Source organism: Cupriavidus sp. OTU4054 (assembly GCF_038440175.1).
GTDB lineage: Bacteria > Pseudomonadota > Gammaproteobacteria > Burkholderiales > Burkholderiaceae > Cupriavidus > Cupriavidus pauculus_D.
Genome location: NZ_JASATF010000037.1, coordinates 23,660 through 47,252, shown reverse-complemented (window position 1 = coordinate 47,252; position 23,593 = coordinate 23,660). Strand labels below are relative to the sequence as shown.

Genomic DNA, 23,593 nt, shown 5'->3' with positions numbered 1-23,593 from the left:
CTCCCTTTGTGCATGTCGGCCAATATAGTCACAAATCGCCCAATGAAATGAGGCCTTCCCGGAACCAGATATCGCGTGAAAACAAGCCGCGAGATCACTGAGATCGCCGAGAGACAATGCGATCTCAGTGAATGAAAAGAGGTAGCGGGTACCCGTGCTCCAACCACGCAGAAACGGGTACGCTCAGTCCCAACCTTCTCCTGTTCGTCAGGACTCGCGCGGCAGGAACGTGTCGCCTTCGGTCAGCGGCGCATGCCGGTATGTGGCCGGCGTGCGGCTCAGTTTGACCGGCGCGCCGAGACCCTTGTAGCCGCCGGGCATCTCGACGACCATCTCGCGGTGCGCCGTGTGCGGATGCTGGAGGGCGCCCGGCACCGACAGGACCGGGGCGCAGGGCACGCCCGCCGCGGCCAGTTCGTCGGCGAAGGTCTTGCCGTCGACGTCCTTCATGCGCGCTTCGAGTTCGACCTTGAGCGTCGCGCGATTGACCGAGCGCGCGCCAGCCGTGGCGTAGCGCTCGTCGTCGGCCAGTGCCGCCATGCCGAGCCGCTCGCACAGGATGCGGAACTGCCGGTCGTTGCCGACGGCGAGGAAGATCGGGTCTGTGGCCGTGGCCACGGTGTCGTACGGATAGATATTCGGGTGCGCGTTGCCGGTACGCTGCGGCGTCTTGCCGCTCATGAACCAGTTGGCCGCATGCGGATGAAGCAGCGAGATGCCCGAGTCGTAGAGCGCCGCTTCCACGAACTGCCCGCGGCCGCTGCGCGCGCGCTCCTGCAGGGCCAGCAGCACCCCCAGCGCGGCATTGAGGCCGGTGACCATATCGACGACGGGCAAACCCGCGCGCAACGGCTCGCCATCCGCCTCGCCATTGATGCTCATGATGCCGGCCATCGCCTGGATGGCCGCATCGTAGCCGGGCAGGCCGCCGAGCGGACCGTCCGCGCCAAAGCCCGACACGCGACAGTGGATCAGCCGCGGAAAGCGCTGCGACAACGCGTCGTAACCGAGGCCCCATTTCTCGAGCGTGCCGGTCTTGAAGTTCTCCACCAGCACGTCGGCATCGGCCAGCAGTGCGAGCAGGACTTCCCGATCGGCTTCCGTCGTCAGATCGAGCCGCATCACGCGCTTGTTGCGATTGAGCCCGAAGTAGTAGGACGCCACGCCATCGCGGAACGGCGGGCCCCACGTGCGGGTGTCGTCGCCCTGCGGCGGCTCGATCTTGAGCACGTCGGCGCCATGATCGCCGAGGATCTGTCCGCAGAACGGGCCGCCGAGGATGCGCGAGAGGTCGACGACGCGAATGCCAGCCAGTGCGCCCGTCGTTGTCCCGGTTGTCGTCATGTTGTCTCCTGTATTGTCAGTCCAGCTGCGCGCCGGACTTCTGCACCACAGTGCGCCATTTTCCGACCTCGGCCTTGACGAAGGTGCCCAGTTGCTCGGGCGTCGTCGACGGTGCGAACTCGAGGCCCTGGCCCTGCAGCGTCTTGCGGACCTCGGGCTGCTGGAGGGCCTCGGCAAAAGCCGTGTTGAGCTTGCGGACGACCTCCGGCGGCGTGCCGGCCGGCGCGACCACTCCGAAGAATACAGAAACATCGAAGCCGCCGAGCCCTAGCGCCCCGCCCTGCTCGGCCACGGTGGGCACGTCGGGCAGTGCCTGCGACCGGGCGCGCGTGGTCACGCCGAGCGCGCGAAGCTTGCCGCTCTTGATGAACGGCAGCGCGGTGAGCACATCGGTGAATGTCATGCTGACCTGGCCGCCCAGCAGGTCGTTGAGCGCCGGGCCCGTGCCCTTGTACGGCACGTGCTGGAAGTCCGTTCCCGCGAGGTTGTTGAACAGCACGCCGGCCAGATGCGACGACGCGCCGTTGCCCGACGACGCATAGGTCAGCTTGCCCGGGTGGGCCTTCGCGTAGGCGACGAGCTCCTGCACATTCTTCGCCGGCACGTTCGGATTGACCACGAGCACGTTGGGCAGCAGGCCGATCTGGATCACGGGGGCGAAGCTCTTGACCGGGTCGTAGTTGATCTTGCGGTACAGGCTCACGTTGATCGCGAGCGGCGCGGACGTGCCGAACATCAGCGTGTAGCCGTCGGGCTCCGCGCGCGCCACGGCCTCGGCGCCGATATTGCCGCCCGCGCCGGCGCGATTCTCGACCACCACGGTCTGGCCGAGGCTGTTCTTGAGCGCGGCCGCGAGCGTGCGGGCCATTGCATCGGTGGGCCCACCCGGCGGGTAGGTGACCACGAGCATGATCGGCTTGGTCGGGTAGTCCTTTTGCGCGTGCGCGGGGGCGACGGCGAAGCAGAGCGTGCAGGCGGCTACGGCCGCCACGCGTTTCCAGAATGGCATGAGGTTGTCTCCGGTATTGTGGTTGTTATCGGGTTCAGAACACGTTGACGTCGGCGACGGCACCCGCGTCGCGGACATGGGCTTCCGGCGGCATGACCGCATCGGCGAGCCACGAAGGTTCGACGTCGCCCGCGAGCGGGTCCTGCGGCAACACACGATGGACCAGCACGGCCTGCGCCAGCCGCATGCGGCGTGCCGAGCCGATGCGCCCGGCTTCCCACGCCATCGCGACCGCGCTGGTCACGTGATACAGGGCCGAAGCGGCCTGCCGCGCGAGCACGTCGCCATCGGCGTTGGCATCGGCCGCGCGCTGCGCCTGCGCGACCGCGCCCGCCAGCACGCGCTCGAAGCGCTCGCGGGCCGCGGCATGCAGCGGCGTATCGGCCAGCAGCGATTGCAGATGCGCCTGCAGCACCGGCAGCGACTGCTCGCGTCGAATTGCGCGCAGCACGTCCAGCGCCACGATATTGCTCGTCCCTTCCCAGATCGATCCGAGGTGCGCATCGCGCACGAGGCGTGGGTCGCTCCATTCCTCGATATAGCCGCAGCCGCCGCGCATCTCCATCGCGTCGCCGGTCACCTTGCGCGCGTCGCGGCAGGCGCGGAACTTGATCAGCGGCGTGAGGATGCGCATCAGCGCATAGGCATCGGTCTCGCCCGCATCGGCACGGCGGAGGGCTTCCGCGGTCTGGAACACCATCGTGCGCGCCTGCTCGGTCGGCAGCGTCAGCTTGAGCAACTGGCGCCGCATCAGCGGCATGTCGATCAGCCGCTTGCCAAATGCCTGGCGTTCGCGCGCGATGAACAACCCTTCGGTCAGCGCGCGCCGCATGAGGCCGGCCGCGCGTACGCCGTTGGAGAGGCGCGAGTTGTTGATCATGTCGGCCATCTGCACGAAGCCCCGGCCCGGTTCGCCGACGAGCCACGCGTGCGCGCCTTCGAGGCGAATCTCCCCGCTCGCCATCGAGCGCGTGCCGAGCTTGTCCTTGAGGCGAATGATGCGATAGTGATTGGCGCTGCCATCGGCGAGCGTGCGCGGCAGCAGGAACAGCGACACGCCCTTGATACCGGCTACCGCGCTGCCATCGGCTTCCTCGACGCGCGCGAGCACCATCGCGAGCGCGGCGTCGGGATTCGAGCAGAACCACTTGTCGCCGAGCAGCCGCCAGCCGCCCTCCGCCGACGGGTCGCGCACCGCGCGCGTGGCCGTGGCCGCGACGTCCGACCCCGCGCCCTGCTCGGTCATGAACATCGCGCCCTGATAGAGGTCGTCGAAGACCTGCGTGGTCAGGTTCGGCAGGAAGCGCTCGACCAGCGCGGGGTCGCCGAACTTGCGCAGCGTGCGCGTGAGCGAGTCCGTCATCGACAGCGGGCAGCACAGGCCGAACTCGGCCTGCACGAACAGATAGGTCAGCGCATATTTGGCCGCGGGCGGCATCGGCTTGTCCCACCCGAGCACGCCACCGCGATGCGAGGCCGCCGCGAGCCCGAACTCCGCGAACGCCACGCGTTCGAGTTCGACATACGCGGGATGCTTGTGGATGCGCTGCGCGTCCAGCCCGCTGCGCGTGCGATGCGACAGTGTCGGCGGCGCATGGTCGGCGACGTTGGCAAGCTCGTCGAGCACGCCGCCCGCGAGGGCACCCATGCGCTCGAGATGCGGGAGCAGATGCTGATACAGGTCGGCGGGCAGATACAGCGGCAGCAGCGCACGCAGGTCGGGATCGGCCGTGAACAGGCTGCCGCCATGGCGGTCGGGCACGGGATGGACTTCCGGCGGGGCTGACGGATGCGCGGCCGCCGGGGCCGCGCGCAGGGCGCTCGTGGGCATGAATCGTCTCCTGAAGCTATGCCGGCCCTCGTGGCGTGCGGTGACCGGATCGGTTTGGGCTTCATTATTCGGATGCCAACGATTCGTGTCTAATTCTAAAATTGGCTCGATCCATATAATTTTTATATCGCCATGGAATTCCGCCACCTGCGCTACTTCCTCGTGCTCGCCGAGGAACTCCACTTCGGCCGCGCCGCCCGGCGGCTTTCGATTTCACAGCCGCCGCTGTCGCTGAACATCCAGCAACTCGAGGCCTCCGTGGGCGCCCGCCTGTTCGAGCGCGACAGCCGCGGCGTGCGGCTGACCGCGGCCGGTCGCGCATTTCGCGAATCGGCCACGGCGCTGCTGGCGCAGGCGGAGGCGGCCCGGCAACTTGCCCGCGAGATCGAGGCTGGCGCCGTGGGCCGGCTGCGCGTGGGCTTCGTCGGATCGATGCTGTATCGCGGCATGCCGCAGCTGTTGCAGGACTTCGAGGCGCGCTTCCCGGGTATCCAGGTGGCGCTGACCGAACTGAACTCGCAGGAGCAGATCGACGCGCTGCTGCACGGCGAGCTCGATGCCGGCTTTGTCCATACGCGGCGCGTACCCGACGAGCTGACCACGGTGCTCGCCCATCGCGAGCAGTTCGTCTGCTGCATGCCGGCCGGCCATGCGCTGGCCGAACGGGGCAAGGTCGCGCTGACCGACCTGCGCGGCGAGCCGTTCGTGCTGTTCTCGCGGCAGGCGTCGCCCGACTATTACAGCCGCATCTTCGAGATGTGCGTGGCACAAGGCTTTTACCCGCAGGTGCGCCACGAGGTCCGGCATTGGCTATCCGTGGTCTCGCTGGTCTCGCAGGGCATGGGCGTGGCGGTGGTGCCCGCGGCGCTTGCGCGCTCCGGCATGGCGGGCGCGGCGTTCCGTCCGCTGACCGATACCGACGTGCCGTCGGAGGTGTACTGCGTGTGGCGGCAGCACCCTGACGATCCCGCGCGCGATCATTTCGTGGAGACCGTGCGCCGGGCGGCAAACGCTGCGTGACGAAAAGAAAAAGCCACCGGTCCCGAGGGCCAGTGGCTTGGAAAGTACGCGTGGAACGGGGTGTTCAGCGTGCTTGCAGCTTACCGCCCGGCTGGCGGCGGACCAATAACGCAAATGTGGTATTCCAATAAAATCGGGCGTTTGGCGTGAATTTTTTACGTAATTTTTATATCCAAGGCGTGCTGTACGCCTTGCCCGACGCGGCCATGGCGGAGCGACCGGCGCCGATCTCGCGGCAATTGCTATACAATCGAGAACGATTTTTATTTACGACCCAGCAAGGGCCAAAGCATGATGCGGTTGTCTGAACTTCCCCGGCGTACCGCCGCCGTTGTGCAATCGGTGGAGGATCTCTCGCCCGACGATGCCATCGCGCGCCGGTTACGCGATCTCGGCTTCGTGCCGGGCGAAGCGGTGCAGATCATCGCGTTTGGTCCATTTGGCAGGGATCCGATCGTCGCGCAGGTCGGCTTTACGCGCTTCGCGCTGCGACGCGCGGAAGCCGCGCGCATTACGGTCGATCTGGCCAGCGCGTCGGTGTCGAGCATCGCCCCCGAGCCTGCCGCCGAGCCTGCCGAACAAGCGGCGCAGCAAGCCGCCGCCAAGCGACTGGCCTGACGGCCTCGCGCTTTCAATCCTGCCTATGTCCGTTGCTCCGAACTCCTCCGCGCTGCGCATCGCGCTCGTCGGCAATCCCAACTGCGGCAAGACCGCGCTGTTCAACCGCCTGACCGGCAGCCGCCAGAAGGTGGCCAACTACGCCGGCGTCACCGTCGAGCGCAAGGAAGGCCAGTTCGTGGCGCCGAGCGGCCGCACGGTGCGTATTCTCGATCTGCCCGGCGCGTATAGCCTGCGCGCGGCGAGCCTCGACGAGACGGTCACGCGCGAGGTCGTGCTCGGGCAGCGCGCCGACGAACCGCGCCCCGACCTGCTGGTGTCGGTAGTCGACGCCACCAACCTGCGGCTGCACCTGCGCTTCGTGCTGGAGCTGCGCCGCCTCGGGCTGCCGATGGTCGTGGTGCTCAATATGAGCGATGCGGCCGCGAAGCGCGGCATCCTGATCGATCGCGACAAGCTTTCCGCCGCGCTCGGCGTCCCGGTGGTGCAGACCGTGGCCGTCAAGCGCGATGGCGCCGCCGCGCTCGTCGAAGTGCTCGAGGGCCAGTTGCCGAAGGCGCTGCCCGCGCAACCGCTCGACGGGCTGTCGGACCTCGACACCCACGACGAAGTCAGGAAACTGCTTGCGGCCGCCGTCACGATGCCGGCGCGCACGGCGCGCGTCGACGATGCGCTCGATCGCGTCCTGCTGCACCCGGTGTTCGGGCTCGTGATTCTCGCGGTGCTGCTGTTCTTCATGTTCCAGGCGGTGTTCTCGTGGGCGGAGCCGCTCATGGATGGCATCGAGGGGGGCGTGCACATGCTCGGCGAAGTCGTCGGCACCTGGATGCCCGACGGCATGCTCAAGAGCCTGATCGTCGATGGCATGATCGCGGGCCTCGGCAGCGTCATCGTGTTCCTGCCGCAGATCCTGATCCTGTTCCTGTTCATCCTCACGCTCGAGGAATCGGGCTATCTGCCACGCGCCGCGTTCCTGCTGGACCGGCTGATGATGGGCGCGGGCCTGTCGGGCCGTTCGTTTATCCCGCTGCTGTCGAGCTTCGCCTGCGCGATTCCGGGCATCATGGCCACGCGCACGATCCAGGATCCGCGCGACCGCCTGACGACCATCCTCGTGGCGCCGCTGATGACCTGCTCGGCGCGGCTGCCCGTCTATGCGCTGCTGATCGGCGCGTTCATCCCCGAACGGACGGTGGGTGGCATCTTCAACCTGCAGGGGCTCGTGCTGTTCGTGCTGTATGTGGCGGGCATCCTCAGCGCGCTGATCGTGGCCTACGTGCTCAAGTATTTCCGCCGCGACCGCACGGATCACCCGCTGCTGATGGAACTGCCGTCGTATCGCATTCCGAACCCGCGCGACGTGGCCATCGGCCTGTGGGAACGCGCGCGCATCTTCCTGTCGCGCGTCGGCAAGGTGATTCTCGCGTTGACGGTGCTGCTGTGGTTTCTCGCAACCTTCCCGTCGCCGCCCGATGGTGCCACCGCACCGGCCATCGACTACAGCTTCGCCGGCATGATCGGCAAGGGGCTGGAGCACATATTCGCGCCCATCGGCTTCAACTGGCAGATCTGCATCGCGCTGGTCCCGGGCCTGGCCGCGCGCGAAGTGGCCGTCGGCGCGCTGGCGACCGTCTATGCCCTGTCCGGCAGCGACGATACCGTGGCCACGCAACTGGCCCCGATGATCGCCGCGCAGTGGTCGCTGGCCACCGCGCTGTCGCTGCTCGCGTGGTACGTATTTGCGCCACAATGCATCTCGACGCTGGCCGTGATCCGCCGGGAGACCAACTCGTGGAAGGTGATGGCGGCGTCGGCGGCCTACCTGACCGGGCTGGCTTACCTGGCATCGTTCGTGACCTATCGCGTGGCCCTGATGTTTAGCTGAACCGGCGAAAGACTCGCCGGTCGAACCGACCATGACGCTCTATCATGCCTTTGAAACCCTGCTGGTCCCGCTGATCGTGATCGCGTGCGCGCTCTCGGTCGCGGCACGTTATCTGCCCCGCACGCGCGAGCGCGTCAAGGCCGGTCTGGCCGGCATGCTCGGCGGCGCGATGGCGCCGGGCTGGCGGGGCTGGATCGCCCGACGCCTGAGCCCCACTGCGGCGGCAGGCTGCGCGAGTGGCTGCGACACCGGCGGCGGCTGCAATACCTGTGGATCGAACACCTCGGCGTCGGCAACGCCTTCGTCCACCGTCAGCGACGAGCAGGTGATCCGGTTTATGCGGCGACCCTGAGGCCTCGACCTTCCCCCCAAAAAGCGACCCACCGGGTCGCTTTTTTTGCGCCCGCCTTGGCGCGGACGCGCGATAGCGGGCACGCAGAAACGGGTACGGTCTACGCAGAAACGGGTACGGCCTCCGATTTTCGGCGCGCCACATCGTGCGTCGGCGACGCAGAAACGGGTACGCCTTACCTTTTCCCTCCCGCGACGCGACCTCCTCCGAAACCGGTAAAAGTGGCGCGTAAATCTCAACGTATCTAATTGTCGCGAGTTGTAAATTCTTGTACATGAGAATGTTAACCATTATCATTTGCACCTTCATTCGCAAAAGAACGATTTCAAAGTGCCTGTACCGCCCTTCCAACTGCGCCGAAGCTGTATCGCAGCCGTCGCCGGCGCGCTACTTTGCCCCGGCTTTGCGACCGAGGCCTGGGCGCAATTCGCCACGGGCGATGCCCCGCTGCTGCCGTCCATCGTCGTGACGGGCACGCGCTCCGAGAAGCCGATCGACGAGACCCCCGTCAAGACGGAAGTGGTCGACCGGCAGGAAATGGATCGTACGCATGCGCGCACGCTGAAGGACGCGCTCGAGAACGTGCCCGGCCTGCAATTGCGCGAAATCCACGGAAAATCCGGTTACAAGGTGACGCTGCAGGGCATGACCAGCGACCAGGTGCTGATCCTGATCGATGGGTTGCCGATCACCGCCAGCACGGGCTCGACCGTCGACGTCTCGCAGTACCTGCTGACAGAAGTGGACCGCGTGGAAGTGGTCAAGGGCGCCAGCTCCGCGCAGTACGGCAGCTCCGCCATGGGCGGCGTGATCAACGTGATCACGCGCCCGATCTCGAAGGGTCTTTCCGCCGCGGCCACGGCCGACGCCGGCACGTACGGCGGCCAGAACGCCGACGGTACGCCGGGCCTGCTCCACGGCAGCATGCGCGTCGAAGGCGGTACCGAGACGCTGCGCGCGCGCGTCGCCGCCGACGCCCTCGACAACAAGGGCTTCGCGGTCGATCCCGATGGCTGGACCCAGCATGGCGACAAGGTGCGTCGACAGCAGTATTCGGGACGCCTCGAATGGCTGCCCAGCACCGCCGGCAATTTCTGGGTCGATGCGAGCGCGTACCGCGAGACCGACGAGCAGCGCTACCAGTACTACGCGCCGCCCAACTACGTGCCGCAGCGCAAGTCGGAGGACATCGATCGCAACCGCTTTACCGGCGGCGGCCAGTGGAAGTTCGACAATGGCGTACGCGCGCGCGTCGCGGGCATGACCGAGGGCTACGACAGCACCACGCGCGAATACTCGAACACGGTGCAGACGGGTACGCGGATGTCTTCGCAGCGGACCGACCATCTGTCGATGCAATTCGACATGCCGGCCTGGCGCTCGCAGCTGTGGCAGTTCGGCGCGGACCTCCACCGCGAGCGCCTGAACCAGACCAACAACAGCGTCTCCGAACTCGCGGGCAATGCCGAACGCCGCAACGGCGAGGTGTACCTGCAGAACGACATCCTGTTCAGCGAGCGCTGGGAAATGATCGTCGGCCTGCGCGGCCAGCACGACTCCGACTTCGGCAGCCACTTCGCGCCCAAGGTCGGCCTGCGCGGCAACCTGCTGCAGAGCGATGACTGGAAGGGTGTGGTACGCGCCAACTTCGGCCAGGGCTATCGCGTGCCGAACCTCAAGGAGCGCTACTACCTGTTCGACCACAGCTCGCTCGGCTACATGGTGCTCGGCAATCCGAACCTGAAGCCCGAGTCGTCGAACAGCTTCCAGCTCGGCGGCACACTGAACTGGCGCGACCGGCTCGTGCTCGACACGAACCTGTTCTACAACCACGTCAGCAACCTCATCCAGACCGACATGGCCAACTTCACGGTCGTGAATGGCATTGCGGTCTACACCTACCGCAACGTGTCGCGTGCGCGCACGCGAGGGGTCGAGACGGCGCTGAGATGGGTGGCCACCGATGCGCTGCGCTTCAACCTCTCGTACACGTACACGGACACCGAAGACCTCAATACGGGCACCGAGCTGACCCGCCGGCCGCGCAACATGGGCCGCTTCGGCGTGGACTGGCGTCTGCTGCCCGGTACCGAACTGACCACGCGCGCGCGCTTCCAGAGCAGCGAGCTGGTCGACTCCGCGAGCACCGCGCGCTCCGCGGGCTGGGGCACGCTGGACCTCGTGCTGAACCAGAAGATCGGCCGCAACGTGACCGCCTTCGTTGGCGTGAACAACCTGTTCGATCGTCAGCGCGATTTTTCGAATGCCAATGACTTCGGGCCGGTGGCAGGCCGATTCGTGTACCTCGGCGCGCGCGTCAACGTCGACGTGCTGCGCTAGTTCAACTGGGAGGAAGCTCAAATGAAAAACAATCGAACGATTTACGCATCGGCGCTCAACACCGCGATGCTGGCTCTCGTCACCGCGGCGCTGGCGGCGTGCGGTGGCGGGGGCGACAGCGCGCCGGCCGCCCCGGCCTCCACCACGCCGACCACGCCCGCCACACCCGTGACGCCGACAACGGCATTCACGCAGTCGGGCACGTGGACGTTCACGCTGCCGGCCAACGGCACGTCGATCTGCTACGACTTCAACGCGCAGGCGCAGACCGCGGATTGCACCGGCACGGCATGGGACCTGAAGGTCAAGAGCAGCGGCCTGACCGCCACGCTGTGGACCAACAGCGGCACGAGCGGCACCGGTGGCGGCGGCGCGTTCGGCGGACCGTTCGACCACACGTGGACCGAACTCCAGGCATGGAAGAATGCGACGACCGATCCGGTGAACGGCGCCATTCCGTCCACGCTGTACTTCAAGGACGCGGCGAGCGGCGTCTTCACCAGCGCCAACGACATCCAGTCGGCCGCATTCGAGTATGGCGTCGGTGGGTCCACCGACCACCTGCTGTATCCGACGTGGCGCACGTTCCTGATCACCACGAACAGCGCCGTTGCCGATGCGACGGGCGCCGGCGCACAGGTGTTCGCCCTGCAGGTGACGGGCTACTACGGCGGCGCGGGCGGCACCACGTCCGGCAACCCTTCGTTCCGCTGGGTCGATCGCGCCAACCCGGGCGCGGTACGCACGGCGACCGTCAATGCCGCCACGGACTGGGTCTACTACGACCTCAATGCGGGCGCCGTGTCTACGGCCACCGGCACGTGGCATATCGCGTTCAATCGCTACAACTTCAAGCTGAACGGCGGCGAATCGGGCTCGGGTACCGTTGCCGGTTTCGTGGGCCGCACGCCGGCGGGCTTCTATGACGCGAGCAACAAGCCCGTCGCGGCGAAGTTCACCGATGCGACCAATGCCGCCACCCGGCTTGCCGACCTGAGCGACACCACGCTGTCGGTGCCCGCGAGCGCCGCTGCGTGGGTCAAGGATGCGACGGCATCGTCACTCAATCCGAAGTACACCGGAACCTACCCGAACGCCCTAAACTATGGCTGGTTCTCGTACTTCCCGACAGCAGCCGCGGCGACCGCGGCGGGCCTGCCGGCCGTGGCGCACGTGATCGCGGCAAACCCGGCGAACGCGTCGCTGATCCGCGGTGGCGAGGGCACGACGTATGCACGCTTCCACCTGACGCAGATCCAGTATGCAGACCCCAGCAATTCGAGTAGCGCGCAGACCTGGACCATCCAGTACGACGTGCAGCCCTGATTGGTGAGTTCCCTGGCTTCCATGCAAGACACTATGCAACAAGACAGTTTCGACACCCTGCGCGCGCGCCATCGGCAGCTCACCGACCAGGAGCCCGGCCTGCGCATCCGCGACCGCGCGCGCAAGCTCGGCGCGACCGAAGCCGCGCTGGTCGCCGCCGAATGCGGCGTGACCTCGCGCGAGCTCAACGGTCCCGCGCAGGCGCTGTTTCGCGACCTGGGCTCGCTCGGCCCCGTCATGGCGCTGTCGCGCAACGACTCGGCCGTGCACGAGCGTCACGGTACCTACACGGATATCCAGGCCGAAGGGCCGGTCGGTATCGTGCTGGGTCCCGATATCGACCTTCGCATGTTCTTCGGCAGCTGGAAGTATTTCTATGCCGTCAGCGAGAATGGCCGCGACAGCATCCAGTTCTTCGACAAGAGCGGCGAGGCCGTGCACAAGGTCTACCGCACCGATGCGACCGACGCGGCGGCGTGGGAAGCCTATGTCGCGCGCCATGCCAGCGACGCTCGCACGCCGGTCGTCGCCGAAGCCGTGCAGGCCACCAGCGAGGCCGAGGCCCCGGCGGATATCGCGGCATTCCGCGCACACTGGCGGGGCCTGACCGATACGCACGACTTCTTCGGCATGCTGCGGCAGTTCAAGGTGTCGCGGCTCGGCGCACTGCGCGCCGCGGGCGACGACCTTGCGCAGGCCGTCGATAACGCGGCCGTGGAGACCATGCTTCAGCGCGCGGCCGAGACCCGTCTGCCGATCATGTGCTTCGTCGCCAATCGCGGCATCGTGCAGATCCACACGGGACCGGTGCAGCGCCTCGTGCGAACCGGTCCGTGGTTCAACGTGCTGGACCCGACGTTCAACCTGCACCTCAACACGCAGGCCGTGACGACGAGCTGGGTCGTCAACAAGCCCACCGTCGATGGCTGGGTCACGTCGCTCGAGCTGTATGGTGCCAACGGCGAACTGATCGTGCAGTTCTTCGGCGAGCGCAAGCCCGGCAAGCCCGAACTGCCAGCATGGCGCGCGCTGCTGCAGTCGCTGTGCACGCATGCGCTGGCGGCCTGACATGATGCGCGCTGTCTCCATGAAGACCGTGCGCGGCGCGTTGCTCTCGATGCTGTGCATCGCGGGGCTGGCGCACGCCGCGCCCCCGGCGCGCGTGGTCGGCCTGGGCGGCGCGGTGACCGAGATCGTCTATGCGCTCGACGCGGGCAACAGCCTCGTTGGCGCCGACGCCTCGAGCATCTACCCGCCCGCCGCGCTCAGGCTGCCGAAGGTCGGCTACTACCGTACGTTCTCGGTGGAGGGCGTGGCGAGCCTCAAGCCGGACCTCGTGCTGGCTTCCGATCAGAGCGGTCCGCCGCAGTCCCTCGAACAATTGAAGCGGCTCGGCAGCAAGGTGGTGGTACTGCCGTCGGCGCCGACCGTGGCGGCGCTCGACCAGCGCATTCTGGGCGCGGCCACCGCGCTCGAACGCGGCGCGCAGGGCAAGGCGCTCGTGGACCGCATTCATGCGGAGCTCGATGCGATCAAGCCTGCCGCGCAGTCGCCGCGCGTGCTGCTGGTCAGTGCCCACACGGGCAAGATGCAGGCCGCCGGGGAAGACACCGCGGGCGCCGCGATGCTCAAGCTCGTCGGTGCCACCAACGTCCTTGGCGACCAGACCGGGTACAAGCCATTCTCGGCGGAAGCCGCGGCGGCGCTGCGTCCCGATGTCATCGTCACGACGACCATGTCGATTCAGGCAAGCGGCAGCGTCGAAGCGTTTCTTGCGCAGCCCGGGCTCAATGCGACGCCGGCCGCCCGCAACAAGCGCATCGTGGTGATGGACGACCTGCTGTTGCTCGGCTTCGGTCCGCGCCTGCCCGAAGCGCTACGGCAGTTGCAGGCGGGGTTCGTGCCGCCTGCGGCGCGATAACGGTATCGATAGCGGCATCGATGGCGGAATCAACGACTCCGGCCGTGGCGAAGCTGCGCGCGTTGCGATATCTGTCGCCGCCGCAGGTGCTTGTCGTCCTGTGCGTGCTCGTGGTGCTGGTCGCGCTGATGGCATCGGCCAGCGGCGCGCTGGCGATTCCACGGAGCCGGCTGCTCTCGCTGCTGTGGACGACCGATCTCGACGCCGAAGCCACGATCTGGCGCAACGTGCTGATCGAGGTGCGGCTGCCGCGCATCGTGCTGGCCGTCGTGGTCGGCGCCGCGCTGGCCCTGTCCGGCGCCGTCATGCAGGCCCTGTTTCGCAATCCGCTCGCGGAACCCGGCCTCGTGGGCATTTCGCTGGGCGGCGCGGCCGGCGCGGTCATTGCGATCGTGCTCGGCGCCGACGGCCTCTGGGGCATCGCGCCGCTCGCATTCGTCGGCAGCCTGATCGCCACCGCACTGGCCTACAAGCTGGGCACGCGGCGCCCCGGCGTGGCCAATCTGCTGCTCGCGGGTGTGGCCATCAATGCGATCTGCGCGAGCGTCGTCGGCTTTTTCACCTATCAGGCCAGCGACGTCCAGCTGCGCAACCTGACGTTCTGGAACATGGGCAGCCTGGCGGGCGCCACGTGGAGCATGCTCGCGTGGATTGTGCCGCTGGTCGCCGTGCTGTGCGCGCTGCTGCTCCGTGACTGGCGGGTAATGAACGCACTGCTGCTCGGCGAGCGCGAAGCCCATCATCTGGGATTCGATATCCGCCGCGTGCGTCGCCGGCTGATCGTGCTCACGGCCCTGCTCGTGGGCCCGCTCGTCGCGGTCACGGGCACCATCGGCTTCGTCGGGCTTGTCGTGCCGCATCTGGTGCGGCTGCCGCTCGGGGCCGACCACCGCTGGCTCTTGCCCAACACGATCGCGGGCGGCGCGATGGCGCTGACGCTCGCGGACTGGCTCGCCCGCATCGCCGTGATTCCCGCGGAATTGCCGATCGGCATCGTGACCAGCCTCGTCGGCGGCCCCTTCCTGCTGTGGATGCTCACGCGAAAATCCTGAGACGCCGATGCTTTCCACCCGACAACTGACCTGCGCGCGCGGCGATCGCACGGTGCTGCATGCGATCGACCTCGACCTGCACGCCGGCGAGGTGCTGGGCGTGCTCGGCGCCAACGGCGCGGGCAAATCGACCCTGCTCGGCACGCTCGCGGGCGAACTGGCGCCGACCGGCGGCACACTCACGCTCGATGCGGCGCCGCTGGCGCGCTGGTCCGCGCGGGCGCTGGCGCGGCGGCGCGCGGTGCTGCCGCAATCGCCGAGCCTCGCCTTCGACCTTTCCGTGCGCGAGGTCGTGGAGATGGGCGCCTACCCGTTTCCCGAGATCGATGCGGACACGGTAGCCGCCCGCGTCGATGAGGTGCTTCAGCTAGCCGACGTGACGTCGCTGCGCGACCGGCGCTATCTCGGCATTTCGGGCGGCGAGCAGCAACGGACGCAGTTCGCCCGCGCGCTGCTGCAGGCGCTGACCGGCCGGGCCCCACGCGAATACCGCGCGCTGTTTCTCGACGAACCGACCTCGAGCCTCGACCCGCGGCACCAGTTGCTGCTGCTGCGTGCGGTGCGCACCCTGGCGCGCGACGAAGGGCTCGCCGTGCTCGTGGTGCTGCACGACGTCAATCTCGCCGCGCGCTGGTGCGACAGGCTGCTGCTGCTGGCGGACGGGCACGCGATCGCGCTGGGCAGACCCGCCGAGGTATTGGTGCCCGCCGCGCTGGCCCGCGTCTACGGATTGCGCGCCGAGGTGACAGCGAGCGAGGCCGGGCCGTCCGTCACGTTCGCGCTGGATTGACCGGCCGCGGGCACCGCAGCAGGTACGTCAGCAGCCGCGACGCTCGCTCCGGTCAACGGCTGGCGGTGCGCAGCACATTGGTGGCGCGCGGTACCCGGACACCGTTGAAGTACAGCACCCCCATCCTGGGGCCGTCGCCCAGTATCCAGGGCGCGCGTACGACCGTGTGCTCGTGCGCCTGGATCCTGCCCGGACTGTAGACGCCCATGTCCGCCGCGATATCGATGCGGCCGTTCGCCTCGACGTTGCCCAGATTCAGAAGCATGCCATCGCCGAATAGCGGCCAGCCTGACTGACGGTCGCGGCTCGCGCGGATGTCCATGCTGCCGCCGCGAAGCGACGCATTCCTGTCGATGAACACACCCTTCGCCTGCACGCGCACGGCGTCGTTCGCAGCCACGGTCCCCTGCAGCTGCACCATCGCATCGCTGAAGACATCGACGCGTTTGCCCATCACGACGCCCGGATGCACGTAGTCGCCTTTCGACTGGATCGTCACATCGGCATCCCACTGGCCCACGAAACCGGGCGTCCGCACGCCAGTCCCCTGCTCCGTGGCGATCAGCCGGATGCGCTCGCCGTGCATCGCGCCGAACTCGGTGCCGTCGATCGCGAAGCGCTGCGAAGGTGCATCGCCCGGGCTGGTCTGGCCCACCACCTGACGCGTGCGATAGTCGAAGCGGTTCGGCCCCGCGATCACAGTCAGGTCCCGCACCTGGACACGACTGTCCACCTTCACGTTGCGCGCCACGACGTCGAGCGTGCGCAGTCCGTGTCCGGCCTTGCCTGCCTCGAACAGGACGTCGCCGCCCATCACGTCGAAGCCCGCCAGCGCGCCCTCGGCGTCGAGGTGCGGCGTGCCTGTCGTCAGCGTGACGCGATCGGTATTGATAAACCCGCAGCCCCTGCAGGTCATGCCGTGCGGATTGGCAACCACGACATCGGCGCGATCGCCATGCACTTCGGTCATGCCGGCCAGCACGCTTCGATTGGCGGACACTACCTCGTTGAGAACGAGATTCGCGGTACGGTAGAGATGCGGATTGCCGGCGATGGCGCCGGCAATCTCGGACGGCCTTGGCGCCTGCCCTGGCAACGCATTGTTGAGCACGAGCCCGGCCGCGTCCACGTTGTAGGCGTCATAGCGGTTGTGCGAAATTCCCGCGGCATTGGGCACGGCGATATCGACGATGGTGGCGCCGTTGTCCGCGAGACGCACGGTGGCATTGCTGCCCGCAACGGTAACGGATTGGGCGGACGCCGCCCCGATCGGGACGGCGCCGCCCGCCACCAGACAGGCGAAAACACGGACGGCAAAGCGGGCGTGAGCGGTGTGTGGCATGTCGGAGCTCCGGTGAAGAGGGAGCGCCTACGGTCTCACGGATGCATCCTGCAGGCTGTAGCCGATCCGCGAAATGTCCGAGCGGATCGGCGCGCCGGCTACATGACGGTACCCGCGATCGTCATGGTCAGCGGCATCTGCTCGGCGCCCGCCGTGCAGGTCACGGTGACCGCGAACGGTCCCGGCGCGCTCGGCTGGATCTGGATGGCGTTGGGCGCGAACACGACCGGGACCAGCGAGACGTTGCTCGAGCCCGTGGTCCAGTTCCATCCCGCGCATTGCATGATGCCTTCGTCGATACCGCGATGGACCACCTGCACAGCCACCGTGGCCGGAATCGGGTTGACCAGCTTCAGCGGCTGCGGACCGTTGTAGATCAGCGCCCAGGTCGGCTGCTCGGTCACGAACAGGCTCGCGCGCGGGCGTGGCGTCAGCGTGAGGCTCCCCGCGGTGACGGACAGCACGCTCTGATACGCATCGGCGCCATTCGCCAGGCTCGTGCCGATGGTCGTCGTGCGTGTGCTGGCATCGGGCTGCACGGCAAGCGTCGGGGACGTCGTGGTGAACGTCCAGAGCCCGTCGAATGCGCTCGTGGTATCGACCTCGTCGTTACGGACCACGCGCGAGGCGAACGACTGCGGACGCCCGTTGAGCACGGAGAGCGCATTGATCTGCGCGCCGCCCTGCGACAGCACGAGGCGGTAGCTGGCCACGCCGGCACCCACCACGGAGACCGGGAACAGGCCCGACAACGTGCCGCCATTCGGCGCCGTGACGGACACGCTGACGAGCGCCTGCGCCACCGCCGCGGCCGTGTTGAACGCGCGCAGCGTGCCCACATTGGCCGCGCCCGTGACCTGCACCGCGGCACCGCTGCTGTTCCACGTCCATGCCGTGCCCGCGGAGGAACGGTCCGCGCCATGGCTATCGATCAGCGACGCCGTAACGGGCAGTACCTGGCCATGCGTCATCGACAGCGCCGGATACGGCAGCGCGAGCGCGTAGGTCGTGGCGCCCGCGGCCAGCACCGTCACGCTTGCCGACTGCATCGGCAGCTGCGTGACCGCGCCATCGGCGGCCGTGACCGTGCCGACCACGCTGATGGTGGCCACGCCCACGCCCGTGCCGCGCACGTTGGCGGTGCCGGGCGCGCTCGCGGGCGTCACCGTGGCGATGGCGCCGTTGGAGGTCGACCACGTGAACTGCGTAGAGACGGTGACGTCGTTGCCGTTGCCGTCGACCACGGTCGCGGTCATCGGCAGCGTACCGCCGACGGCGACCTGTCCCGACGTCAGCCCGAGCTGCATCACGTAGGTCTTGGAGGCGGAATTATTGGAGCCCGAGCCACCACCCGACCCACCACCCGACCCGCCGTTCGATCCGCCGCTGCCGCCCGCACCGGCCGTCGTCGGGGTGCCCGACCCGGAGCCGCCGCCGCCACCGCCGCACGCCGCGAGCGTCAATGCGGTAAAGATGGCCAGCAGCCACGTTGTCCACGTATTCGTTCTCATGATCTGTCCCCTCGGTCCCGGTTGCGGCGCCGCAGCACCTGCTCCGTTCTCTGTTTGCGTACCACGTTCGCCTGCAATGTCTTCGTGCCCGCGCATGGGCCTTCTTCGTGCTATCAGCCTATGCGCGATAGGACCGTGGCAATACCGGTCAGAGGACTGAGCGGCGGCCCACACAACGGGCGTAGGTCAGCCATTTTTCGCGCGCGCGATACGCGGGATCATCCGTTTGCCCGATCCCGCCACGTGGCGCGCCGCACCGACGCGGTTGACGCAAGGCGCGGTTTTCGACTACGCTCCCTCATTCGTCCGATACATGCCCTTCGCTTCAACGCATGCACGCCACCGCTGCCGCCCCTGTCGATTTCGCCGATGCCCCGCGCATCGCGGCGAACTCGCGCGCGCCGCGTGTGCCGGTTTGCGGCGGTGCGGCATCTGCTTCTCCCCTCCTTCTCGCGCTATCGCTAACCCTAGTGATCGGTTGCCGGGCCTAGTGCCTGTGGCAGTTCGGCAGCCTGTCGCCACGCGTTCGCGTTATCTGTTTTCCGCGTTTCCCGTTTTTAAGATTTCCCGTTTCCGTACTGGAGCTTCCGCGAGGAAGGAGAACCCATGCTGTCCAATCCCGCCGCCAAATACCGTCCCGCCACCGCCGTAGACTTGCCCGACCGCACCTGGCCCTCGCGCCAGATCACGCGCGCGCCCCTCTGGATGAGCACCGACCTGCGCGATGGCAATCAGGCGCTGATCGAACCCATGAGCGTCGAGCGCAAGCTGCGATTCTTCGAGCAGCTCGTGAAGATCGGCCTGAAGGAAATCGAGGTGGGCTTCCCGTCGGCCTCGCAGACCGACTTCGACTTCGTGCGCATGCTGATCAAGCAGAAGCGCATTCCCGACGACGTGACGATCATCGTGCTGACGCAGTCGCGCGAGGATCTGATTCGCCGTACCGTCGAGTCCGTGCGCGACGCGCACCGGGCCACCGTGCACCTGTACAACCCGATCGCGCCCGCATGGCGCCGCATCGTGTTCAACGCCTCGCGTGAAGAGATCCGCGAAGTGGCGGTGACAGGCACGCGGCTCATCCGCGAGCTGACCGACGCGCAGCCGGGCACGCACTGGGGCTACGAGTACTCGCCCGAGACGTTCAGCCAGGCCGAACTCGATTTCGCGCTCGAGGTGTCGAATGCCGTGGCCGAAGCGTGGGGCGCGGCGCCGGGGCGCAAGATGATCCTCAACCTGCCGACCACGGTGGAATGCAGCACCCCGAACGTGTTCGCGGACCAGATCGAATGGATGCATCGCCATCTCGCGCGGCGCGAACACATCGTGCTGTCGGTACACCCCCACAACGACCGTGGCACTGCCGTGGCCGCCGCCGAGCTGGCCGTAATGGCCGGTGCCGATCGCGTCGAAGGCTGCCTGTTCGGCAACGGCGAGCGGACCGGCAACGTGGACCTCGTCACGCTCGCGCTGAATCTCTACACGCAGGGCGTGTCGCCGGGCCTCGATTTCTCCGATATCGACGAAGTGCGCCAGTGCGTCGAGCACTGCAACCAATTGCCCGTGCATCCGCGCCACCCGTATGTCGGCGACCTCGTGTTTACCGCGTTCTCGGGCTCGCATCAGGACGCGATCCGCAAGGGCTTCGCGCAGCAGCAGGCCGACGCCATCTGGGAAGTCCCCTACCTGCCGATCGACCCCGCGGACCTCGGCCGCAGCTACGACGCCGTGATCCGCGTCAACAGCCAGTCCGGCAAGGGCGGCATGGCCTACCTGCTCGAGCAGGTGCACGGCATCTACATGCCGCGCCGTCTGCAGATCGAGTTCAGCCGCGCGGTGCAGGCGATGACGGACGAGACGGGCCTCGAAGCCAGCGCCGAAGATCTCTACGCGCTGTTCCGCCGCGAATACCTCGATCGCGAGTCCCCGCTCCAGTACGTGGCCCATCGCATGACGTCGGCCGCCAACGGCAATGTGGAGATCGATATCGAACTGATGCGCGACGGACAGCCGACCCGCGTGCGCGGTGCCGGTAACGGTCCGATCGATGCGGTGGTCGATGCCTTCGTGCGCGAACTTGGCGTACCCGTGCGCGTGATGGACTATCACGAGCACGCGCTGTCGGCTGGCGCCGATGCGAAGGCCGCCTGCTATGTGGAAGTACGGGTGGGCAATTCGGGCACCGGATTCGGCGCGGGCGTCGATGCGAGCATCGTCACCGCATCGCTGCGGGCGGTCGTGTCCGGCGTCAATCGCCATCTGGCGAGCGAGGCGGGCCAGATCGTGGCGCCTGTCGAGGCGAAGGCCGCCTAAAAACGGGTGTGCCCCACCCCCATGGGGCACACCACGAAAGACGTCCTGTTGGACGCCCACGACATGCGCGGTACAAGACCACGTGCCCACAGCGTAACGGGCGCCACGTGGCCGCGCCACGAATAAATCCGCATGTAAATAGAAGCCGCATGTCGCGAGGGATTTTCGCGACATCGCAATACCTTGCGTTGGGTCAATGCCGGCGAATGCCGATGGCGCCACACTGGTCTCGCAGTTTGACGAAAAAAGCGAAGACCAAAATGACCGCCACTCTCTCCGGATATTTCTCTCGTATTACCCCGCGCATTACCCCGCGCATTACCTCTCGCATCCCGTCCCGCTTTGCCCTGTCACTGGTCGCCGCCCTGATCGGCACCATGCCGCTCGGCGCCGCCGCGGCCGACGACGCCACGCAGGGCAACTGGATGATTCGCCTGCGCTCCACGTATCTGAAGATGGACGACAAGTCGGATCCGATCGGCGGCGTGGGCGCCTCGGACCGTATCGGGGTCAACAACAAGTGGATTCCCGAGATCGACGTGACCTACTTCGTCGTCCCGCATGTGGCGCTGGAACTGATGGCCACGGTGCCGCAGAGCCAGGATGTGAGCCTGGACGGAAACAAGATCGGGACCTTCCGCCATCTGCCGCCGGCGCTGGTGCTCCAGTACCACTTCCTGCCCGAAGGCACGTTCCGGCCCTACGTGGGCGCCGGCGTGAACGTGACGCGCATCTACGGTGCGAATCTCGCGGGCAACTCGCTGCAGCTCGACCGGTGGAGCGTGGGGCCCGTGCTGCAGATCGGCATGGACTACAAGCTCACGAAGCACTGGTTCCTGAACGTGGACGCCAAGAAGTCGTGGATCTCGAGCAACGTCTATGCGGGCGGCACCAAGGTGTCGACCGTCAACCTCGACCCCTGGCTGTTCAGCGCCGGCGTCGGCTACCGGTTCTGACGCGCGGCGCCCGCGGGCCTAGCGGAACGCGGGCTCGTCGAAGCTGCGCAGCTTGCGCGAGTGCAGCGCTTCCACGCCGCTCTCGCGCAGGATGCGCACGGCCTCGAGACCGATCGTCATATGCTGGCTGACGCGCTGGCGATAGAACGCATTGGCCATGCCGCGCAGTTTCAGCTCGCCATGAAGCGGCTTGTCGGAGACGCACAGCAGCGTGCCGTACGGCACGCGCAGGCGGAAGCCGTTGGCCGCCACGGTCGCGCTTTCCATGTCGATGGCGATCGCGCGCGACTGGTTGAACCGCGCGTAGAGCGCCTTCGACTTGAGCTCCCAGTTGCGGTCATCGGTCGATACCACGGTGCCCGTGCGCATGCGCGTCTTCATCTCGTTGCCCGACAAACCCGTCACGCGCGCCACGGCTTCCTGGAGCGCCACCTGGATCTCCGCGATCGGCGGCACGGGGACCCACGGCGGCAGGTCGTGGTCGAGCACATGGTCGTCGCGCACGTACGCGTGCGCCAGCACGTAGTCGCCCAGCTGCTGCGAGCGGCGCAGGCCGCCGCAGTGGCCGATCATCAGCCAGCAGTGCGGACGCAGCACGGCAAGATGATCGGTCATGGTCTTGGCGTTCGACGGCCCCACGCCGATGTTCACGAGCGTCACGCCGAGCTTGTCCTCGCGGACGAGGTGATAGGCCGGCATCTGCGGCAGCGCCCGCGGCCGTGCGGCCTCGTCGGGATCGCTCGCGCCGAGTTCCTGCGTCACGTCGCCGGGTTCGACAAATCGCACGTAGCCGTCGCCGCCATCGCTGGCCATCAGCGAGCGGCCGAGCGCCACGAATTCATCGACGTAGCGCTGGTAGTTCGTGAACAGCACGAAGCGCTGGAAATGGTGAGGGGCGGTCCCCGTGTAGTGATACAGCCGCTGCAGGGCAAGATCGACGCGCTCGCCCGGAAACAGCGAGAGCGGCCATGCCTCGCCCGGTACCGGCTCGTACGTGCCATTCGCGATCGAATCGTCGATGCGTGACAGCTCGGGCAGGACGAACGACGCCTCGAGCTCGCGGGCCTGCGTGTAGCTGATATCGGTGGTCGATGCCTCGATGACGAACGGCAGCGGAATCGGCCGCCGCGACAGGCCCACCACGACCGGCACGCGGTGATAGCGGATCAAACGCTCGATCTGGTCGCGATAGTAATCGGCCAGCAGGTCGGGCCGCGTCACGGTGGTGCCATACACGCCGGGATACGCGACGGTACCCCAGGCCGGGCGGCTGTCCGTGACCATGGTCTCGAGATTGACCGAGACGCCCAGGTACGGGTAGCACGCGTGCGCGGCGGACGGCAGGGACTCGCCGCGCGCGAACGCCTCGAACCGTGCGCGTACCGCGGCGACGGAACTGTCGTAGATTTCGCGGATGCGCGCCAGCGCGCTGTCGGCGTCGGAGAACTCGGCCAGCTGATCGGCCGGATGGGCGGAGGAGTAGATGGCGGCGTTCATGCTGGTCATCATACCGCGCACCCATGCCACCATGCCAGTTTGACGCGATGGCTAGCGCTCGTTACACTCTGTCGCCATTCAGAAGGAGTGCCGATGGAAATCCGGAATCCGTTACCCGTGGAAGTCGAGGCTGCCAGACGTCTGCTGGCGGCGAACGGGTGGGACCACCGGGTTGGCAACGCGGAACGCTTCGCGCAGCTGATCGCCAATTCGCAACGGGTGGCGGTGGCCGTGGAAGACGGCGAAGTCGTGGGCTTCGTACGCGCCCTGTGCGACGATATCGCGAACGGCTATATCTCGATGATCGCCGTCGCGCCGCAATACCGCCGCCGCGGCATCGGCCGCGCGCTAATGCGCCATATCATGGGTAACGATCCCGATATCACGTGGGTCCTGCGCGCCGCGCGCTCTTCCGAGGCGGCCTTCTTCGGCCAGCTCGGCTTTTCCCCGTCGATGGTCGCGATGGAGCGGCGGCCGCTGTAGGCGAGC

The 23,593-nt window shown here is 67.2% G+C and carries 19 protein-coding genes; 13 read left to right on the top strand and 6 right to left on the bottom strand.

The window, feature by feature from the left end; translation table 11 throughout:
• Positions 1-207 precede the first annotated feature (207 nt).
• Genes AAHB16_RS29475 through AAHB16_RS29465 form a run of 3 tightly spaced genes read right to left on the bottom strand, consistent with a single transcriptional unit; the run spans position 208 to position 4,184 of the window.
• On the bottom strand, positions 208-1,344 hold the full coding sequence (locus AAHB16_RS29475; RefSeq protein ID WP_342052642.1) for a CaiB/BaiF CoA transferase family protein: 1,137 nt from the start codon (positions 1,342-1,344) through the stop codon (positions 208-210).
• 16 nt (positions 1,345-1,360) lie between these two features.
• Positions 1,361-2,353 (bottom strand): Bug family tripartite tricarboxylate transporter substrate binding protein, encoded by a 993-nt coding sequence (locus AAHB16_RS29470; protein WP_150376038.1) that lies wholly within the window; start codon positions 2,351-2,353, stop codon positions 1,361-1,363.
• Positions 2,354-2,387: 34 nt separating this feature from the next.
• Positions 2,388-4,184 (bottom strand): acyl-CoA dehydrogenase family protein, encoded by a 1,797-nt coding sequence (locus tag AAHB16_RS29465; RefSeq protein WP_342052641.1) that lies wholly within the window; start codon positions 4,182-4,184, stop codon positions 2,388-2,390.
• Between the two features lie 132 nt (positions 4,185-4,316).
• Here AAHB16_RS29465 and AAHB16_RS29460 point away from each other — a divergent pair, with 132 nt between their 5' ends.
• The 10 genes from AAHB16_RS29460 to AAHB16_RS29415 all read left to right on the top strand — a co-directional run bounded on the left by AAHB16_RS29460 (position 4,317) and on the right by AAHB16_RS29415 (position 15,488).
• Entirely contained in the window at positions 4,317-5,204 is an 888-nt protein-coding gene (locus tag AAHB16_RS29460) for a LysR substrate-binding domain-containing protein (protein WP_150376034.1), read from the top strand.
• Positions 5,205-5,498: 294 nt separating this feature from the next.
• Positions 5,499-5,822 (top strand): FeoA family protein, encoded by a 324-nt coding sequence (locus AAHB16_RS29455; RefSeq protein WP_150377460.1) that lies wholly within the window; start codon positions 5,499-5,501, stop codon positions 5,820-5,822.
• Between the two features lie 25 nt (positions 5,823-5,847).
• On the top strand, positions 5,848-7,707 hold the full coding sequence (gene feoB, locus AAHB16_RS29450; protein WP_150376032.1) for a ferrous iron transport protein B: 1,860 nt from the start codon (positions 5,848-5,850) through the stop codon (positions 7,705-7,707).
• A 31-nt stretch (positions 7,708-7,738) separates the two neighbouring features.
• Positions 7,739-8,059: a DUF6587 family protein gene (locus AAHB16_RS29445; protein ID WP_150376030.1), complete on the top strand. Its 321-nt coding sequence runs from the start codon at positions 7,739-7,741 to the stop codon at positions 8,057-8,059.
• Positions 8,060-8,389: 330 nt separating this feature from the next.
• Complete coding sequence (locus AAHB16_RS29440) at positions 8,390-10,399, top strand: TonB-dependent receptor plug domain-containing protein (protein WP_342052640.1); 2,010 nt, start codon at positions 8,390-8,392, stop codon at positions 10,397-10,399.
• A 21-nt stretch (positions 10,400-10,420) separates the two neighbouring features.
• A complete protein-coding gene (locus AAHB16_RS29435) occupies positions 10,421-11,725 on the top strand; it encodes an HmuY family protein (protein ID WP_342052639.1) in 1,305 nt (434 codons plus the stop codon).
• Between the two features lie 33 nt (positions 11,726-11,758).
• Complete coding sequence (locus AAHB16_RS29430; RefSeq protein WP_150376026.1) at positions 11,759-12,793, top strand: hemin-degrading factor; 1,035 nt, start codon at positions 11,759-11,761, stop codon at positions 12,791-12,793.
• Position 12,794: 1 nt separating this feature from the next.
• The gene (locus AAHB16_RS29425; protein WP_411859850.1) at positions 12,795-13,646 is read left to right on the top strand and encodes a heme/hemin ABC transporter substrate-binding protein; all 852 of its coding nucleotides are present in this window, start codon (positions 12,795-12,797) and stop codon (positions 13,644-13,646) included.
• A gap of 20 nt (positions 13,647-13,666) precedes the next feature.
• Entirely contained in the window at positions 13,667-14,698 is a 1,032-nt protein-coding gene (locus tag AAHB16_RS29420) for a FecCD family ABC transporter permease (protein ID WP_342052638.1), read from the top strand.
• Between the two features lie 7 nt (positions 14,699-14,705).
• Complete coding sequence (locus tag AAHB16_RS29415) at positions 14,706-15,488, top strand: heme ABC transporter ATP-binding protein (RefSeq protein WP_150376022.1); 783 nt, start codon at positions 14,706-14,708, stop codon at positions 15,486-15,488.
• A 52-nt stretch (positions 15,489-15,540) separates the two neighbouring features.
• Here AAHB16_RS29415 and AAHB16_RS29410 read toward each other — a convergent pair whose 3' ends face one another.
• Together AAHB16_RS29410 and AAHB16_RS29405 are read right to left on the bottom strand one after the other, a co-directional pair.
• Positions 15,541-16,830, bottom strand: a complete 1,290-nt coding sequence (locus AAHB16_RS29410; RefSeq protein WP_342052637.1) for a filamentous hemagglutinin N-terminal domain-containing protein — start codon at positions 16,828-16,830, stop codon at positions 15,541-15,543.
• A gap of 98 nt (positions 16,831-16,928) precedes the next feature.
• Positions 16,929-18,341 carry a hypothetical protein gene (locus AAHB16_RS29405; RefSeq protein WP_342052636.1) on the bottom strand — a complete coding sequence of 471 codons (1,413 nt, stop codon included), beginning with the start codon at positions 18,339-18,341 and terminating at the stop codon, positions 16,929-16,931.
• A gap of 606 nt (positions 18,342-18,947) precedes the next feature.
• Here AAHB16_RS29405 and leuA point away from each other — a divergent pair.
• Together leuA and AAHB16_RS29395 are read left to right on the top strand one after the other, a co-directional pair.
• Positions 18,948-20,651 (top strand): 2-isopropylmalate synthase, encoded by a 1,704-nt coding sequence (leuA, locus tag AAHB16_RS29400; protein ID WP_342052635.1) that lies wholly within the window; start codon positions 18,948-18,950, stop codon positions 20,649-20,651.
• Between the two features lie 260 nt (positions 20,652-20,911).
• Positions 20,912-21,607 carry an OmpW/AlkL family protein gene (locus tag AAHB16_RS29395; protein WP_150376016.1) on the top strand — a complete coding sequence of 232 codons (696 nt, stop codon included), beginning with the start codon at positions 20,912-20,914 and terminating at the stop codon, positions 21,605-21,607.
• A gap of 18 nt (positions 21,608-21,625) precedes the next feature.
• On the opposite strand, the gene AAHB16_RS29390 is transcribed toward AAHB16_RS29395, so the two are convergent.
• On the bottom strand, positions 21,626-23,113 hold the full coding sequence (locus tag AAHB16_RS29390; RefSeq protein WP_191002435.1) for an AMP nucleosidase: 1,488 nt from the start codon (positions 23,111-23,113) through the stop codon (positions 21,626-21,628).
• 84 nt (positions 23,114-23,197) lie between these two features.
• On the opposite strand from AAHB16_RS29390, the gene AAHB16_RS29385 reads away from it, so the two are divergent.
• On the top strand, positions 23,198-23,587 hold the full coding sequence (locus AAHB16_RS29385) for a GNAT family N-acetyltransferase (protein WP_150376012.1): 390 nt from the start codon (positions 23,198-23,200) through the stop codon (positions 23,585-23,587).
• Positions 23,588-23,593: the final 6 nt, after the last annotated feature.

Excerpts from the sequence above, each read along its gene's own strand:
- AAHB16_RS29435 (WP_342052639.1), top strand. The coding sequence starts at position 10,421 with ATGAAAAACAATCGAACGATTTACGCATCGGCGCTCAACACCGCGATG.
- AAHB16_RS29465 (WP_342052641.1), bottom strand. The coding sequence starts at position 4,184 with ATGCCCACGAGCGCCCTGCGCGCGGCCCCGGCGGCCGCGCATCCGTCA.
- AAHB16_RS29390 (WP_191002435.1), bottom strand. The coding sequence starts at position 23,113 with ATGACCAGCATGAACGCCGCCATCTACTCCTCCGCCCATCCGGCCGAT.
- AAHB16_RS29455 (WP_150377460.1), top strand. The coding sequence starts at position 5,499 with ATGCGGTTGTCTGAACTTCCCCGGCGTACCGCCGCCGTTGTGCAATCG.
- AAHB16_RS29410 (WP_342052637.1), bottom strand. The coding sequence starts at position 16,830 with ATGCCACACACCGCTCACGCCCGCTTTGCCGTCCGTGTTTTCGCCTGT.
- feoB (WP_150376032.1), top strand. The coding sequence starts at position 5,848 with ATGTCCGTTGCTCCGAACTCCTCCGCGCTGCGCATCGCGCTCGTCGGC.
- AAHB16_RS29475 (WP_342052642.1), bottom strand. The coding sequence starts at position 1,344 with ATGACGACAACCGGGACAACGACGGGCGCACTGGCTGGCATTCGCGTC.
- AAHB16_RS29385 (WP_150376012.1), top strand. The coding sequence starts at position 23,198 with ATGGAAATCCGGAATCCGTTACCCGTGGAAGTCGAGGCTGCCAGACGT.
- AAHB16_RS29430 (WP_150376026.1), top strand. The coding sequence starts at position 11,759 with ATGCAACAAGACAGTTTCGACACCCTGCGCGCGCGCCATCGGCAGCTC.
- leuA (WP_342052635.1), top strand. The coding sequence starts at position 18,948 with ATGCTGTCCAATCCCGCCGCCAAATACCGTCCCGCCACCGCCGTAGAC.
- AAHB16_RS29460 (WP_150376034.1), top strand. The coding sequence starts at position 4,317 with ATGGAATTCCGCCACCTGCGCTACTTCCTCGTGCTCGCCGAGGAACTC.
- AAHB16_RS29470 (WP_150376038.1), bottom strand. The coding sequence starts at position 2,353 with ATGCCATTCTGGAAACGCGTGGCGGCCGTAGCCGCCTGCACGCTCTGC.
- AAHB16_RS29415 (WP_150376022.1), top strand. The coding sequence starts at position 14,706 with ATGCTTTCCACCCGACAACTGACCTGCGCGCGCGGCGATCGCACGGTG.
- AAHB16_RS29395 (WP_150376016.1), top strand. The coding sequence starts at position 20,912 with ATGACCGCCACTCTCTCCGGATATTTCTCTCGTATTACCCCGCGCATT.
- AAHB16_RS29405 (WP_342052636.1), bottom strand. The coding sequence starts at position 18,341 with ATGAGAACGAATACGTGGACAACGTGGCTGCTGGCCATCTTTACCGCA.
- AAHB16_RS29420 (WP_342052638.1), top strand. The coding sequence starts at position 13,667 with ATGGCGGAATCAACGACTCCGGCCGTGGCGAAGCTGCGCGCGTTGCGA.
- AAHB16_RS29445 (WP_150376030.1), top strand. The coding sequence starts at position 7,739 with ATGACGCTCTATCATGCCTTTGAAACCCTGCTGGTCCCGCTGATCGTG.
- AAHB16_RS29425 (WP_411859850.1), top strand. The coding sequence starts at position 12,795 with ATGATGCGCGCTGTCTCCATGAAGACCGTGCGCGGCGCGTTGCTCTCG.